Raw genomic sequence first — 13,179 nt, 5'->3', positions numbered from 1 at the left:
TCCGCGGGGCGATGGCGTTGTCATCGCCTTACGGCTTTTTGGCCAAGCTGCGTGAAGCCTTGGATGGCGGCGTGCCGTTCCACAGTTTGAAAGCGCGGGAAAACGTCGCGCCATCGGTATAACCCAGCGCCAGCGCCACGTCGGCCAGCTTGGTCTTCTTTGCAGCAAGAAGCCTTGCCGCAAGGTCTTCGCGGTGCAGGCGCGTCAACTCGGTCAGGCTCTTACCTTCCGCTTTCAGGTGCCGCTGCAATGTGCGCTGGGACAGCCCCATTTCTTCTGCAAGGAAGCGAAGCGTGATCGGCCGGCGGCCGATGTAGAGCTCCAGCAGTTTCTTGACCTGCGCGACCGGATCAATCTCGCGCGGTGCCTGATCCAGAAGGTCTCCGAGCTGCCTTTCGATAAGGGCGGTTAATGCCTTATCCTCTTCCCGGTAGATTTTGTCCGCCTTCTGGGCATCGAAAATGATGCGATTGCTGGATTGGCGAAACAGCAGCGGTGCGCGGATCAGCTTGCGCAGCCGCTCCACATTGTCTGGCTCGTCATGTTCGAAGTGAACCTCAAGCGGAGCCCAGCGTGCGCTGAAGCAGGATCTTGCAAGGTGGCAGGTCGCCGATAGTGTGTATTCGGCATCCTGTCGGCGCGGCCAGATCGTCTTGTCTGTAATTCTGTAGCTCCAGACGAGGCGGTCGCCCTCATCGACCAGAACCGACGTCGTCGCATTCTGCAGCGAGTTCAGATAGTGGCTGATCCTGTCGAAGCTTGCGCGGATCGATGGCGCCAGCGAGAACAAGATGCCCATCGGGCCGATATCCGCCGCCTTGAAATCCCCGCCGAAATTTGCCCCCAGAAACGGATCGTCCAATAGAAGAGCTGCGTCCTCCAGCAGCGCGACGAAGCGATGCAGCGGAATGATCGCGTAGGGATCGCTGAGTTCTGCTGCTGAAACATCGTGCCGGGATAGAAGCGATGGCATGACATCGCGGTGAACCTTCAGCTTTTTGATCAAGGGCATCACGGCGGAAACGCGGATATAGGTGACGGGCCTCAGCTCATTGTCTCGCCTCGCCAAACCAGCCTCCCACGACCTCGCACATGGCGCGATATATCAAATAAATGGCACCTTATGCAATGTCCCTGTGAGGAAGGTTGTCTATCTTCCCTGCTCAAGAATTATAAAAATGAACTGGGGTTCATTATGTTGATTGCCATCATGGGCACAGATTTTCCACTGTATTTCCGCCGTTGGCGTCCGTCGCCCGGTCGCTTTTTGCGCAACGCCAGACACTCGTAATTGCCGAGTGCCATAGCCGGATGCCTTGCTCTGCCCGATCACTGCGGCGGCGGGTATCCTGTTGGCCTCGTCCTGAACATCACCACAGCATCACCCCCGAAGCGGCGTTCCGCCGTCGGCCTATTATTCATCAAGGAAGCAGTTTCATGAGCGAAGATACCAAAATCGACTTCATCTACCTGTCCGAGCAGGACATGATCCGCGCCGGTGTCACTGACATGCCTGCCTGCGTTGACACGATGGAGGAAATGTTCGGGCTGCTTTATCATGGTGATTACCGCATGGCGGGCCCGAATAACGACTCGCACGGCGCCGCCGTGAGCTTCCCGGAAAACTCGCCCTTTCCAGATATGCCGAAGCCGACAGCTGACCGTCGCTTCATGGCCATGCCCGCCTATCTGGGTGGCAGCTTCCGCACCGCCGGAATGAAGTGGTACGGCTCAAACATTGCCAACCGCGAAAAGGGCCTTCCGCGCTCCATCCTCATGTTTTGTCTGAACAATGCCGATACGGGCGCGCCGCTTGCATTCATGTCGGCCAATCTGTTGTCGGCATACCGCACCGGCGCGATCCCTGGCGTCGGTGCGCGTCATCTCGCCCGCAAGGATTCCAGAATTGTCGGCATTCTCGGGCCAGGCGTCATGGCCAAGACCACGCTTAGCGCCTTCATTTCGGCCTGCCCTGATATTGATACCGTCAAGGTGAAGGGCCGTGGGCAGAAGAGCCTCGACAGTTTCCTGGCCTGGGTGAGCGAAACCTATCCACAGATCACCACGGTTCAGGTGGTGGATACGATCGAGGACGTGGTGCGTGGCTCCGATCTGGTCAGCTACTGCAACTCCGGTGCCGTTGGCGATCCATCCACCTATCCGATGGTGAAGCGGGAATGGGTGAAGCCCGGTGCTTTCCTAGCCATGCCAGCCCTTTGCAACATCGATGAGGCCATGGAGGCCCGCGACGTGCGAAAGGTGGTCGACAATACCGGTCTTTACGAAGCCTGGTTCCACGAACTTCCCAAGCCCGCCCACGTTCATGTGCCGATCATTGGCGTGAAGTTCATGGACATGATTGCCGAAGGCAAGATGGCCAAGGAAGATCTTGAAGACATCGGCAAGATCGTGGCTGGCGAAGCCCCCGGTCGCTCCAACGATGATGAAATCATCATCATGTCGGTTGGCGGCATGCCCGTCGAAGACGTTGCCTGGGGCACCGTCGTTTACCGTAACGCGATTGCAAACGGCATCGGCACCAAACTGAACCTGTGGGATGTGCCTGTTCTGCGCTGATCGTCCTGGGGCAGCGGTGCCTGGCGCCGCCCCCTCTTATCATTGAAAAGGAAAGACCATGACCAAGGTCACTAAAATCAAGACCGGCTCGAAGTTCGAAGATCACGGCAGCTATTCGCGCCTCGTTGCGCTGGACAACTGGATCTTCGTGTCCAACACCGCTGGCCGCAATCCCCAGACAAAGGAAATCCCGTCGGATATTACTGAGCAGACATTGCAGGTGTTTTCCAACATCGAGGCGGCACTCAAATCGGTCGATGCCGATCTTCGCGATGTGGTGATGTCGCGTGTCTTCATTCAGGACCCTGCGGATACCCAGGCTGTCATGACGATTGTCGGCAACAAGTTTCGCGGTATCGATCCGGCCAGCACCGTGACCTGCCCGCCGCTTGGCTCGAACGTCTACAAGGTCGAGATCGAAGTCACGGCCTATCGCGGCGCGGGAACGGCAGAAACCGAAACCAAGGTTATCGCCCTTTGAGGGCTATCGCCGCCCCATCCACGACGCTCGAGATTTTTTAACCCTCGATCTTTGAACAAAGGCTATCGCTATGGCTCCTGTGATGTTTCCGGTACAGACCGACGCTACCCTGCCGGCCAAGACCACGGTGGTCGTCATCGGCGGCGGGATTGTCGGGCTGACTGCGGCCCTGACACTTGCTGAGCGAGGCATTCCCGTGACGGTTCTGGAAAAGGGGCGGGTCGGCGCGGAGCAATCGTCCCGCAATCTGGGCTGGATCCGCAAGATGGGGCGCGCGCCTGCCGATGTGCCGATGTCGGTTGAGTCAGACCGGCTATGGGCCACCATGCCCGAGCGCGTTGGGATGGATGTCGGATATCGTCAGTCAGGCATCATGTATCTCGCCCGCACTGAGGGCGAGATGGAAATGCACGGCAAGTGGCTGAACGATGTTTCCGGGCTTTCGCTCGATTCCCGTCTGCTCAGCCAGAATGATATCGATGGGCTTGTGCCGGGCGGAGCCGGACAATGGGCAGGCGGCATTTACACGGCCTCCGACGGGCGTGCCGAACCGACGCTTGCGGCAAGCGCCATTGCCAATGCTGCAAGGCGCAAAGGCGCGGTCATCATCGAAAATTGCGCTGTCCGAACCCTGTCCCTGTCGGGTGGACGCGTGTCGGGCGTTGTGACGGAACGCGGTGAAATCCGCTGCGATCAGGCTTTGCTCGCAGGTGGCCTCTGGTCACGCAAATTCCTCGCCAATCTTGGCATATCCCTGCCAACGCTGCCGCTCATCCTGTCTGTCATCCGCACCGCGCCGATGGATGGGCCAACGGAGATTGCCGTCGGCGGGCCGGATTTCTCTTTCCGTAAGCGTCAGGATGGCGGCTACACCATCTCGCAACGCGGCGCGCTGGGTGCGCCCCTGCTTCTTGATCATCTTTTGATCGGCATGCGCTACATGCACATGCTGCGGGGGCAACGCCAGCTCTTGCGCATCAGCCTCGGCAAGGATTTTCTGCGCGATATCGCCTTGCCACGGCGGTGGAGCGGCAAAAGCAAAAGCCCGTTTGAAAAGGTTCGAACGATGGACCCTGCCGCCAATCCCGGTTTGAATGTTGAGGCGATGGAGAACCTGACACAGGCCTGGCCGGTGTTCAGAAACGCCGTTGTCGACGAGGTCTGGGCGGGCATGATGGATATCACGCCGGACTCGCTGCCAGTCGTGGCACCAGTCGCGAAAATTCCCGGCTTCACAATCGCCTCGGGTTTCTCCGGCCATGGCTTTGGCACGGCGCCAGCGGCAGGAGAACTTGCCGCCGACCTGATCATGGCCGCCTCATCGCCCATTATCGATCCTTCTCCCTACAGGCTGGAGCGGTTCAACTGATCCGCCATTGCCGAGGATTCTAGATCCTCGGATCAAGGCCCCGCGCGATCTGCACGGCCTGCTTGTTATCAGGCAAAAGTTCGATCAGAAGCCCGTCTGGAAGCTCCAGCCAGTGCGCGCCTTTGCTCGTCTGGCGTGCGCCATGGCCAAGTGCAGCTTCGATGGCAGCGGGTACATCCGCGCAGATCAGACCCAGATGGCCAAACCGGCCTTCCGTGCCGCTGAATGATGGATCCTCGATCAACTGGATACCACCCAGCAGCCAGGCCTGGCGTGGCTTGTCTGCAGGCCCATCCAGCTGCGTGACCGTCATTCCCAGAACATCGCGAAAAAAGACGATGTGCTGCGCGATATCGCGCACGTAGAAAGCAGCGTGATCGAGGAAGGCTTCAGTTGCAGGCATTGGGGACTCCTTTGTTTTTGCGAAGGCCGGATAGGCGGGCTTCGAAGGGTTCGGCTTGTTGCATATCGTGCAATAGAGATTTTCCGATCACCCGATTTATTGTCGGTCGATGAAGTGAAACAAGGTCATCCATCTGTTTTCAATCTGCACAATTCGCCTGAGAGTTGTGACAAGCCAGAAGGTATGACCATGTCGAACAGGATATGCCACATCGTAATGTGGGACGTGGCTGGTGAGGGCATGGACGAAAAGTTGGTGTCGATCAGCCGCGTGATACGGGAATTCGAGGGCCTGAGAGGCCAGATTCCTGGAATGACGAAACTCGAAGTTGGCGCGGATGTCAGTGGCATCTCCTATGCCTGCGACGTTGTGTTGGTAACAGAATTCGAAAGCATGGATGCCCTGCAGGCCTATGGTCAGCACCCTGTGCATCTGGCGGTACGGGATCGGCTGGAGGGCGTGCGGATCGCTCGCCATCAGGTTGATTACATAATACCTGTTTGAGCATCCGCGCACCGTTTGCTGACACGGCACCGGGTCTGCCTCTCATGGCAAGCCCGGTGCCGTGCAACGGGATTTCAAACCTGTATCAAGGCTTCATCAGCACCGAGCGGCTCGGGTAATCGGAAGCCCATGTGGCTGGCAGAGGCGCAACGAAGACGTTTTCCGTGCGCGTGCGGGTGAGTTTCCACTGGCCGTCCGGCTCCTTGCGGAAGGCGTTGTTGAGGCGCGAGGACCGCAGAAGTGCCTTGCCATCCGAAAACAGCCAGGGCTGCATATGCACCCATTGCGCATCGGCTGTCTTGCCATCCTCATGCACGTGGATCTGTTCCGATGTCAGGTAGTGACAGTTGAGGATAAGGAGCGGGTCCTGCCTGCTTCCCCAGAAGTTTTCGAAATGCTTGCGCAAGGCGGGCTTGCCTTCCACGCGGCCAAACTGGTTGGTGTAGTATTCGCCAACGCCTTCCCACACAGCGTCTTCCGTATAGAGGTCAAGGATCAGCTCGATGCGCTGAGCGTCGTTCTCCACGCCGAATTCAGGGTTTGGGGTATCGCACAGAAACATGTAGCGCGCTTCCAGGCGGCGGATTTCGGATTCCGCTTCCAGCCTTTCAAGGCGGCGGGTCAGGGCTGCAATAGTCTCTTCTGATGTCGGCATTCGGTGGCTCCCGTTTCTGGCTTCAAGCTTTATCTGTTGGCCATTCGCGAAAACGCGCCCGCCCGGCAGACAAGATGGCGCAGATGCTAAGTCGGCAGGCCTCCCGGTCAAGCGGTAATATTCACGTAAATTACCCCGTCATCCTGTCCATGTTCCGATTTGATCTTCCTTCTCCGATGGTTAGCGGTCCCGCCGGACGCAAAGCCGCGCAGGGAAAACTGTTTTGCAAACTTAGCAATAAAATTACGGGAATATTCCTGTTATTTGTTGGGCATGCCGGACCCGATCCGTTCGGACAGAGGAGAAGATCCAGCGATGGCCGAGCGGCGCAAACCGCGCTTCGGGGCCACCACTGGATAGAGGACAAGACAACAAAAACACGATGACGTTGCCGACAGGCAGCGATCAATCGAGCGGGCAAAGTCCGCAAAGGGAACAGTATGATGCCTCAGCAATCGAAGTCACCAGCGTTGGTGACCGCGCTGGCGCTCGGCCATGCCAATGGTCCGACGGTCGCGGTCAAGGATTGTCTCGACATTGCCGGCTTGCCGACAGGATGCGGCTCTGCCGCGTTTGCGAATGCACAGCCAGCACGTGAAAACGCCGCAGTGGTCGATCATCTTCTCGCGTCCGGCTGTCGCATCGTTGGCAAAGCCAACATGCATGAACTGGCCTATGGCATGACGGGCTTTAACGCCCATCTCGGCACACCCGTCAATCCCAAATGGCCGGACCTTATTCCCGGTGGCTCATCCTCTGGCTGCGCGGTTGCTGTTGCGGAAGAGCTGGTGGATTTTGCTGTTGGTACAGATACCGGCGGGTCCGTGCGCCAACCAGCGATCTGTTGCGGCGTTTTCGGTTTCAAGCCCACCTTTGGCCGCATCAGCCGCCGCGGCGCATCGCCTGAGCAAAGTTCGCTGGATTGCATAGGTCCATTGGCGCGTGACGCATCCATGATCGAGAAAGCCATGCAGGCCATCGATCCGAGCTTTGAGGCGATCTGTCTTGAGAAAGCACCCCGGCTGGCGCGTTTGCGCACCAACTTCGACCAGCCTGTCATGGAGGCGCTGGCCGTACCCTTCATCGCCCATGATTTCGCTCCAGACTATATCGATCTTCCCTCTCTTGATGATGCGTTCAAGGCTGGAATGGTGCTCATCGCGCGCGAAACCTATCTCGCCTTCGGGCACCTGCTGGAGCGGCCCGATGGGCTTGGTGAGGATATCCGTGCGAGGTTAACGGCAGCCGCTGGGGTCTCCGATGCTGACGTTGCCTGGGCTGAAGGCGTGCGCGAGCGTTTTACCGTCGAAGTCGATGCCGTGTTTTCGAGCTATGATATCATTCTGACTCCCGCGCTGCCCTGTGTGCCGCCCACCCTGCAGGCGGCCCGAGACCCCTCCCAGATATTGTCCATCACGCGCTACCTGCGACCCTTCAATCTTTCTGGCCACCCGGCCCTTGTCGTTCCTGCGCTCACATCGCTGGGCCTGCCTGTCGGCTATCAGCTGATCGGCCCCAAGGGGCGCGATGAATATGTGTGCGCTGTCGGCCGCTGGTTCGCGGACATGATGTAACCCTTTCCAAGAGGACAAATAGCCATGGATTGCACTAAGCCTGCCAAGCCGTCAGAGACGTTGGAAAGCCTCGTTCTTGAGATCCGGCAACGGCGCGAAGAATTTCAATCGCTGCGCCATATCCCGATTGATATCGTGCGGAAGTTTCAGGAAGTCGGCGTCTACCGCGCCTTCGTGCCTGCCCGCTTCGGCGGGGATGCGTTGTCGCCAGCGCAGTTCTGTCGGCTCATCGAGCAGATCAGCTGGGCCGATGCCTCTGCTGGCTGGGTCGCGAGCTTCGGCGTCTCGGCGACCTATCTGGCGTCGCTGCCGCCTGAAACCTATGCGGCGATCTATGGCCGCGATCCCAACACCGTGTTTGCCGGCGGCATGTTTCCGCCCCAGGCGGCGCGGCGTGTCGCGGGTGGTCTGGAAGTGTCGGGGCGCTGGCCCTGGGTTTCCGGCGTCATGGGTGCGTCAATCGTCGGCGCTGGCATCAAGATCGAGGGAGAAACGACACCCTTGCCGCGTACGGCCATCATGCGCCGTGAGGACGTCAAGGTCATCGAAACATGGGACACGATCGGGCTTCGGGGCACCGGCAGCCATGATGTCTCAGCCGAAAAGGTTGTTGTGTCTGAAGACTGGACCTTCATTCGCGGCGGCAAACCCACGCTGGATGATCCGATCTTCCACTATCCGGCCATGGCGCTGGCCGCGCAGGTTCTGGCAGCCGTGGCGCTTGGCACGGCCCGGGCTGCACTGGATTGGCTGCGCGATGACGCCATCGGCCGCACATCGGTGACGGGAGCGCCAAGCCCCGCATCACGCGGTTACGTCCAGACCAGTTTTGCCCATGCCGAAGCCATGCTGCTTGGCGCGCGCTCGGCCTTTTATGAGACGATAGAGCAGGGCTGGGAGCAGATGCTTTCCAATGGTGCGGTTGATCGCCCAACGCATATTCGCTTGCGCCAGGTTGCTTCAAAGGCTGCGCAGGATGGTGCGGAAGTGGCGCGCATTGCCTTTGTCCTTGGCGGCTCCGAATCCATCAACACCGGCCATCCGCTTGGACGCTACATGATCGACGCAGCAGGCGTTGCCCAGCATGCCTTCATCGGTGCCGGCAGCTGGCAGGTGGCGGGTGCCGCTCTTCTGGATCAGCCAACACCGCCCGGATTTCCTTGAACCTTCGACGTCGGACGCTTTTTAACAATAAGGATGAGACTGAAATGACCGAGAAAAAACCGATCCGCACGCTGTTGTGCATCGCTGTTCTGCAAAACTTCTTCGACCTGCCCTTTGATCAGACCGGTATGGTCTGGACCGGCATGAAGAGCTTCATGTCCAGCGTCGCCAAAATGCCGGGCGTGACCATTCTCGGCACGTTTGATGATGACCAGACGATGGTCGGCACCTCGCCCACCGGTTTCCCATGGACCTGCTACATGCTCTGCGATTTCCCGGATCGCGATGCGGTTGTCGCTGCCTGCAATCTGTTCCGCACGATCGAGGTTGGCGACCAGAACCACCGTCTGTGGCGCTACCAGCGCATCGAAGCCCGCATGGGCCGCCCTTTGCCCAACCCTGAGGCCTGACATCAAGCCCGCGAAAGGAATTTGGTATGAATATCCACACGACCAATGTCGCCAATCTTGTCGAGGATGACAGGGTTCATACGCGCCTTTACGAAGACGAGGCGCTGTTTCAGCTGGAGCTGGAGAAGATCTTCAACCGCACCTGGGTCTATGTCGCCCATGGCTCGGAAGTTCCCGATAAGGGCTCCTTCGTCCTGTCCTATGTCGGACAGCAGCCGGTTATCGTCGTGCGTGACAGAAAGGGCGACGTCAATGTTCTCGTCAACCGCTGTCGCCACCGGGCGGCAACCGTCTGCGAAGTGAAGAAGGGCAAGACCTCGTCCTTCCAGTGCCCCTATCATGGATGGGGATATGGTCTGGATGGATCGCTGCGCGCCGTGCCCTATCCCGAACAATATGGCGAGGACCTCGACAAATCGCAGCTCGGCATGAAGCGCCTGCGCGTCGAATCCTACCAGAACATGTATTTCGCAACCTTCAACGACGACATCGAGCCGCTGTCCGATTTCCTCGGTGCGGCCAAAAAGTGGATCGACCTGTTCATGAAGCAGGGCGGTGGTTTCCCGATCAAGGTGCTGGGCGAGCACCAGTTCACGGTTCCGATGAACTGGAAAATCCAGCTGGAAAACACCACCGACGCCTATCACTTCCCTGTCGTTCACAAGTCTTTCATCCAGACGCTGGATGCAGAAGCCGAGCAGACATTCGACTTCTTCGGCAAGGACGGCTTCGTGGAGGATCTTGGCAACGGCCATTCGGTTGCCGTGTTCATCCCGGAACTGATCGATCTTGAAGAAAACCTCGATGATCCCATTCCCGAACGGTATCTCGAACTCGCGCAGACGCTGAGGGATGAAGGTTTCAGCGACGATCAGGTCCGCCGCATCGTTCGCGCAACCGGCGGCGCTGGCTTCAACCTCAACCTGTTCCCGAATGTCTCGCTATCGCTTTCCTTCTTCCGCGTTCTGCGCCCGATGGGCGTGCGCGAGACGGCGATCCGCCATGTATGTCTCGGAATGGATGGTGGCCCCGCAGCCTCGAACCAGATGAAGATGCGTCTTCAGGAGCATTTCCAGGGGCCGATGGGCTTCGGCACCCCCGATGATGCCGAGGTGTGGGAGCGCGTTCAGCGCGGCACTCTTGGTGGCGAGGAACTGCCGGTTCTCGTCAACCGTGGAATGGTGGACGAGGTCGAGGGCGTCGATGGTCCGCGCGGCCATTTGAGCGCGGAAACAGGAATGCGCGCCGCCTATCAGATGTGGAAGAGGATGATGAGCCAATGAACGATCTGGCCCAAAATACTGTCAATGCTGTCAGTCTTCATGAACTGGCGGAATTCGTCTGGCACGAGGCGGAGCTGCTCGACCGTTGCGATTATGATGCCTGGCTTGCGCTCTGGACGACCGACGGACGTTACGTCCTGCCTGTCGCGCCGGGTGACGATTATGCCAATAATCTCAACCTTGCCTATGACGATGCGCATATGCGCAAGCTGCGTATCGAGCGTTTCCAGCAGGGCTTTTCGATTTCCTCGGCCCCGCCTGCCGATACGGTTCGCACCGTCTCGCGGTTCGTACTGGAAAGCGCAGACGGCGAAGAGATCGTCCTGCGTTGCGCCGAACATATCGTTGAAAGCAAGTTCAACCGCCAGCGCCTCTACGCTGCTGACCTCAAATATACGCTGGTCCGGCGCGAGGGCAAGCTGATGATCCGCCACAAGGTTGCCCGCATTCTCAACAGCCAGGGAGAGCTGACCGCGTTCAGCTATTTGTTCTAATGAGTGTGCCGCTTCCTGAAAAAATCCAGACCGCTGTCGTAACCGGCGGTGCAAACGGGGTGGGTGCACTCATCGCACGCTCCCTTCATCGCGCGGGTTTTCGCGTTGTCATCACAGATCTGGTGGCTGCCGATGCCGAGCCATTGGCGCAGGAGCTGGATCTGGCTGGTGAAACAGCTGTCGTCGGTACGCTTGATGTCAACAAGCCCGAAGACTTCCAGACCATTCTCGACCGCTCCATAGAGCGATGGGGTTCTGTTGAGGTGCTGGTCAACAATGCTGCCCGCACGGCCGTCAAGCCGCTGCTGGAGATCGACCCCGCCGATTTCAACGCTGTCATGGCAACCAATGCTGGCGGAACATTCGCCGGTAGCCAGATTTTCGGCCGCCATTTCAAGGAACGCGGTTATGGCCGCATCGTCAATCTGGCTTCGCTTGCAGGGCAGAATGGCGGAACGGCGACCGGCGCGCATTATGCCGCCTCCAAGGGTGCCATCCTGACGCTGACCAAGGTGTTTGCCCGCGATCTCGCCCCCTTCGGCGTGACCTGCAATGCCATCGCCCCCGGCCCGATGGACACGCCTGTCGTGCGGTCCGTGTTGACAGAAGATCGGCTTCCGGCGGCGCTGGCCAACATTCCGGTCGGTCGGTTGGGTGAGCCCGGTTTCGTTGCCGATCTGGTGGCCCTTCTTGCAGGGCCCAATGCAAGCTTCGTCACTGGCGCGTGCTGGGACGTCAATGGCGGGATCTATATGCGATGAGCACCAACGCGACCCCTATGAAGCTGACTGTGATCGACCGGGTGGAGGAGCCGGGCAATATTGCCCGTGTCCGTCTGGCCGCAGCCGATGGCAATGCCTTGCCCGCCTTCGAGGCTGGCGCGCATCTCGATCTTCACCTGATCGAGGACGGCCTCGACCTCTGGCGGCAATATTCTCTGTCATCCGATCCCGCAGAACGCAATTTCTACGAGATCGGTGTTCTCCGGGATCCCAAAAGCCGGGGTGGCTCCGAGGCCGTCCACCGGCTGGCCACCATTGGTGCCGTTCTGGATGTCGAGGGGCCGCGAAACCATTTTCCGCTGGAAGAAAGCGCCCGTCTCTCGGTGCTTTTTGGCGGCGGCATCGGCGTTACGCCGATGCTTGCCATGGCGCAGCACCTGCATGCGCTTGGTCGCGATTTCGTTCTGCATTATGCCACCCGGTCTGAAAATGTGACGGCCTTTCGAGCCCTCATTGGTGAGCAGCCGTGGGCGCAACGTGTCGTCTTCCACTTCGACGACCAGCCGGACGCGCAGAAGATCAACATCAAGACCGACCTGCCCGCGCCGGCATCCGACACCCATATCTATGTCTGTGGGCCGCAGGGTTTCATGGACTGGATCATCACATCTGCGGAAGCAGCCGGCCACGCGACAAGCCATGTGCACCGGGAGTATTTTTCCGCCGATGTGGACAAGAGTGGCGACAGTTTCGAGGTTGTGGCGAAACGATCCGGCGTGACGGTCAGCGTCGGGCCGAACGACACCATTTCAAAGGTGCTTGCCAAGGCTGGCATCCGTGTCGAGGTGAAGTGCGAGGAGGGGGTTTGCGGAACCTGCGTGACCGACGTGCTGGAAGGCGAGCTCGATCATCGCGATAAGTTTCTGACGGATGAAGAGCGGGAGGAAGGGACGATGATCTGCGTCTGCTGCTCGCGCGCAAAGTCGAAAACGATCATTCTTGATCTATAGGAGGAGAGAGACATGAACAATCCGGTTCCGCTTCCCAAGGAAGCCCAGGATTTTCGAAACGGAATGAGCCGGCTGGGCGCTGCCGTCAATCTGGTAACGACCGATGGCCCCGCCGGTCGCCACGGGCTGACGGTTTCAGCTGTCTGCTCGGTTACCGACACGCCACCCACCCTGCTTGTCTGCATCAACCGCAATGCATTTTCGCATAACGCCTTCATCGAGAATGGCGTTATCGGCATCAACGTGCTTGCATCATCGCATCAGGAATTATCCCGTTCCTTTGCGCGTTGGACCGGTGAGGAGCGCTTCTCAAGCGAGGACTGGATCGCGCTCAAAAGCGGTGCGCCCATTCTGGCAGATGCCAGCGTTGCATTTGATTGCAAGATCGTCTCGCGGGAAGAGAAGGGAACGCATTCGGTCATTTTCTGTGAGGTCTTGGAAACAAGCGTCCGCGATGACCATTGCAGTGGCCTGATCTGGTTCGACCGTAATTTCCACACTCTGCCTGCGGCTGCGCCAACGGCGGTCTGAAG

At 58.9% G+C, this 13,179-nt stretch carries 15 protein-coding genes; 12 read left to right on the top strand and 3 right to left on the bottom strand.

Going from position 1 to position 13,179, the window contains the following annotated elements; genetic code table 11:
* Positions 1 to 28: 28 nt before the first annotated feature.
* On the bottom strand, positions 29 to 1,069 hold the full coding sequence (locus tag RQI55_RS17690; RefSeq protein WP_042616835.1) for an AraC family transcriptional regulator: 1,041 nt from the start codon (positions 1,067 to 1,069) through the stop codon (positions 29 to 31).
* A gap of 368 nt (positions 1,070 to 1,437) precedes the next feature.
* Between RQI55_RS17690 and RQI55_RS17685 the strand changes: the two genes are divergently transcribed.
* The 3 genes from RQI55_RS17685 to RQI55_RS17675 all read left to right on the top strand — a co-directional run bounded on the left by RQI55_RS17685 (position 1,438) and on the right by RQI55_RS17675 (position 4,427).
* Positions 1,438 to 2,577: a tyramine oxidase subunit B gene (locus RQI55_RS17685; RefSeq protein ID WP_042616836.1), complete on the top strand. Its 1,140-nt coding sequence runs from the start codon at positions 1,438 to 1,440 to the stop codon at positions 2,575 to 2,577.
* 58 nt (positions 2,578 to 2,635) lie between these two features.
* Entirely contained in the window at positions 2,636 to 3,058 is a 423-nt protein-coding gene (locus RQI55_RS17680) for a RidA family protein (protein ID WP_042616837.1), read from the top strand.
* Positions 3,059 to 3,128: 70 nt separating this feature from the next.
* On the top strand, positions 3,129 to 4,427 hold the full coding sequence (locus RQI55_RS17675; RefSeq protein WP_311273054.1) for an FAD-binding oxidoreductase: 1,299 nt from the start codon (positions 3,129 to 3,131) through the stop codon (positions 4,425 to 4,427).
* 19 nt (positions 4,428 to 4,446) lie between these two features.
* On the opposite strand, the gene RQI55_RS17670 is transcribed toward RQI55_RS17675, so the two are convergent.
* Positions 4,447 to 4,830 carry a VOC family protein gene (locus tag RQI55_RS17670; RefSeq protein ID WP_311273053.1) on the bottom strand — a complete coding sequence of 128 codons (384 nt, stop codon included), beginning with the start codon at positions 4,828 to 4,830 and terminating at the stop codon, positions 4,447 to 4,449.
* Between the two features lie 189 nt (positions 4,831 to 5,019).
* Between RQI55_RS17670 and RQI55_RS17665 the strand changes: the two genes are divergently transcribed.
* Positions 5,020 to 5,334 carry a Dabb family protein gene (locus tag RQI55_RS17665; RefSeq protein WP_311273052.1) on the top strand — a complete coding sequence of 105 codons (315 nt, stop codon included), beginning with the start codon at positions 5,020 to 5,022 and terminating at the stop codon, positions 5,332 to 5,334.
* An 85-nt stretch (positions 5,335 to 5,419) separates the two neighbouring features.
* Here the strand turns inward: RQI55_RS17665 and RQI55_RS17660 are convergent, their stop codons facing one another.
* Complete coding sequence (locus RQI55_RS17660; protein ID WP_311273051.1) at positions 5,420 to 5,989, bottom strand: nuclear transport factor 2 family protein; 570 nt, start codon at positions 5,987 to 5,989, stop codon at positions 5,420 to 5,422.
* Between the two features lie 440 nt (positions 5,990 to 6,429).
* On the opposite strand from RQI55_RS17660, the gene RQI55_RS17655 reads away from it, so the two are divergent.
* Genes RQI55_RS17655 through RQI55_RS17620 form a run of 8 tightly spaced genes read left to right on the top strand, consistent with a single transcriptional unit; the run spans position 6,430 to position 13,177 of the window.
* Positions 6,430 to 7,563 carry an amidase gene (locus tag RQI55_RS17655; protein WP_311273050.1) on the top strand — a complete coding sequence of 378 codons (1,134 nt, stop codon included), beginning with the start codon at positions 6,430 to 6,432 and terminating at the stop codon, positions 7,561 to 7,563.
* 24 nt (positions 7,564 to 7,587) lie between these two features.
* Entirely contained in the window at positions 7,588 to 8,727 is a 1,140-nt protein-coding gene (locus RQI55_RS17650; protein WP_311273049.1) for an acyl-CoA dehydrogenase family protein, read from the top strand.
* 44 nt (positions 8,728 to 8,771) lie between these two features.
* Positions 8,772 to 9,137: a hypothetical protein gene (locus RQI55_RS17645; protein WP_042616843.1), complete on the top strand. Its 366-nt coding sequence runs from the start codon at positions 8,772 to 8,774 to the stop codon at positions 9,135 to 9,137.
* Positions 9,138 to 9,163: 26 nt separating this feature from the next.
* The gene (locus tag RQI55_RS17640; RefSeq protein ID WP_311273048.1) at positions 9,164 to 10,420 is read left to right on the top strand and encodes a Rieske 2Fe-2S domain-containing protein; all 1,257 of its coding nucleotides are present in this window, start codon (positions 9,164 to 9,166) and stop codon (positions 10,418 to 10,420) included.
* Positions 10,417 to 10,914: an aromatic-ring-hydroxylating dioxygenase subunit beta gene (locus RQI55_RS17635; RefSeq protein WP_042616845.1), complete on the top strand. Its 498-nt coding sequence runs from the start codon at positions 10,417 to 10,419 to the stop codon at positions 10,912 to 10,914. Before RQI55_RS17640 ends, RQI55_RS17635 begins: the two co-directional genes overlap by 4 nt.
* A complete protein-coding gene (locus tag RQI55_RS17630) occupies positions 10,914 to 11,675 on the top strand; it encodes an SDR family NAD(P)-dependent oxidoreductase (RefSeq protein ID WP_042616846.1) in 762 nt (253 codons plus the stop codon). The genes RQI55_RS17635 and RQI55_RS17630 overlap by 1 nt, the downstream gene beginning before the upstream one ends.
* Entirely contained in the window at positions 11,672 to 12,646 is a 975-nt protein-coding gene (locus RQI55_RS17625; RefSeq protein ID WP_311273047.1) for a PDR/VanB family oxidoreductase, read from the top strand. The genes RQI55_RS17630 and RQI55_RS17625 overlap by 4 nt, the downstream gene beginning before the upstream one ends.
* A 12-nt stretch (positions 12,647 to 12,658) precedes the next feature.
* Positions 12,659 to 13,177, top strand: a complete 519-nt coding sequence (locus RQI55_RS17620; protein WP_042616848.1) for a flavin reductase — start codon at positions 12,659 to 12,661, stop codon at positions 13,175 to 13,177.
* The last annotated feature ends 2 nt before the right edge of the window (positions 13,178 to 13,179 follow it).

The sequence above is a fragment of the Rhizobium sp. WCS2018Hpa-16 genome, from assembly GCF_031843705.1.
In the GTDB taxonomy this organism is placed as follows: domain Bacteria; phylum Pseudomonadota; class Alphaproteobacteria; order Rhizobiales; family Rhizobiaceae; genus Agrobacterium; species Agrobacterium tumefaciens_C.
Note: the sequence above shows the minus strand (reverse complement) of the source record. Positions and strands in the feature narration are given on the sequence as shown.

What these genes read in the sequence shown, in the direction of transcription:
- RQI55_RS17685 (WP_042616836.1), top strand. Translation starts at nt 1,438, where the DNA reads ATGAGCGAAGATACCAAAATCGACTTCATCTACCTGTCCGAGCAGGAC.
- RQI55_RS17655 (WP_311273050.1), top strand. Translation starts at nt 6,430, where the DNA reads ATGATGCCTCAGCAATCGAAGTCACCAGCGTTGGTGACCGCGCTGGCG.
- RQI55_RS17680 (WP_042616837.1), top strand. Translation starts at nt 2,636, where the DNA reads ATGACCAAGGTCACTAAAATCAAGACCGGCTCGAAGTTCGAAGATCAC.
- RQI55_RS17630 (WP_042616846.1), top strand. Translation starts at nt 10,914, where the DNA reads ATGAGTGTGCCGCTTCCTGAAAAAATCCAGACCGCTGTCGTAACCGGC.
- RQI55_RS17660 (WP_311273051.1), bottom strand. Translation starts at nt 5,989, where the DNA reads ATGCCGACATCAGAAGAGACTATTGCAGCCCTGACCCGCCGCCTTGAA.
- RQI55_RS17625 (WP_311273047.1), top strand. Translation starts at nt 11,672, where the DNA reads ATGAGCACCAACGCGACCCCTATGAAGCTGACTGTGATCGACCGGGTG.
- RQI55_RS17635 (WP_042616845.1), top strand. Translation starts at nt 10,417, where the DNA reads ATGAACGATCTGGCCCAAAATACTGTCAATGCTGTCAGTCTTCATGAA.
- RQI55_RS17675 (WP_311273054.1), top strand. Translation starts at nt 3,129, where the DNA reads ATGGCTCCTGTGATGTTTCCGGTACAGACCGACGCTACCCTGCCGGCC.
- RQI55_RS17650 (WP_311273049.1), top strand. Translation starts at nt 7,588, where the DNA reads ATGGATTGCACTAAGCCTGCCAAGCCGTCAGAGACGTTGGAAAGCCTC.
- RQI55_RS17620 (WP_042616848.1), top strand. Translation starts at nt 12,659, where the DNA reads ATGAACAATCCGGTTCCGCTTCCCAAGGAAGCCCAGGATTTTCGAAAC.
- RQI55_RS17640 (WP_311273048.1), top strand. Translation starts at nt 9,164, where the DNA reads ATGAATATCCACACGACCAATGTCGCCAATCTTGTCGAGGATGACAGG.
- RQI55_RS17645 (WP_042616843.1), top strand. Translation starts at nt 8,772, where the DNA reads ATGACCGAGAAAAAACCGATCCGCACGCTGTTGTGCATCGCTGTTCTG.
- RQI55_RS17670 (WP_311273053.1), bottom strand. Translation starts at nt 4,830, where the DNA reads ATGCCTGCAACTGAAGCCTTCCTCGATCACGCTGCTTTCTACGTGCGC.
- RQI55_RS17665 (WP_311273052.1), top strand. Translation starts at nt 5,020, where the DNA reads ATGTCGAACAGGATATGCCACATCGTAATGTGGGACGTGGCTGGTGAG.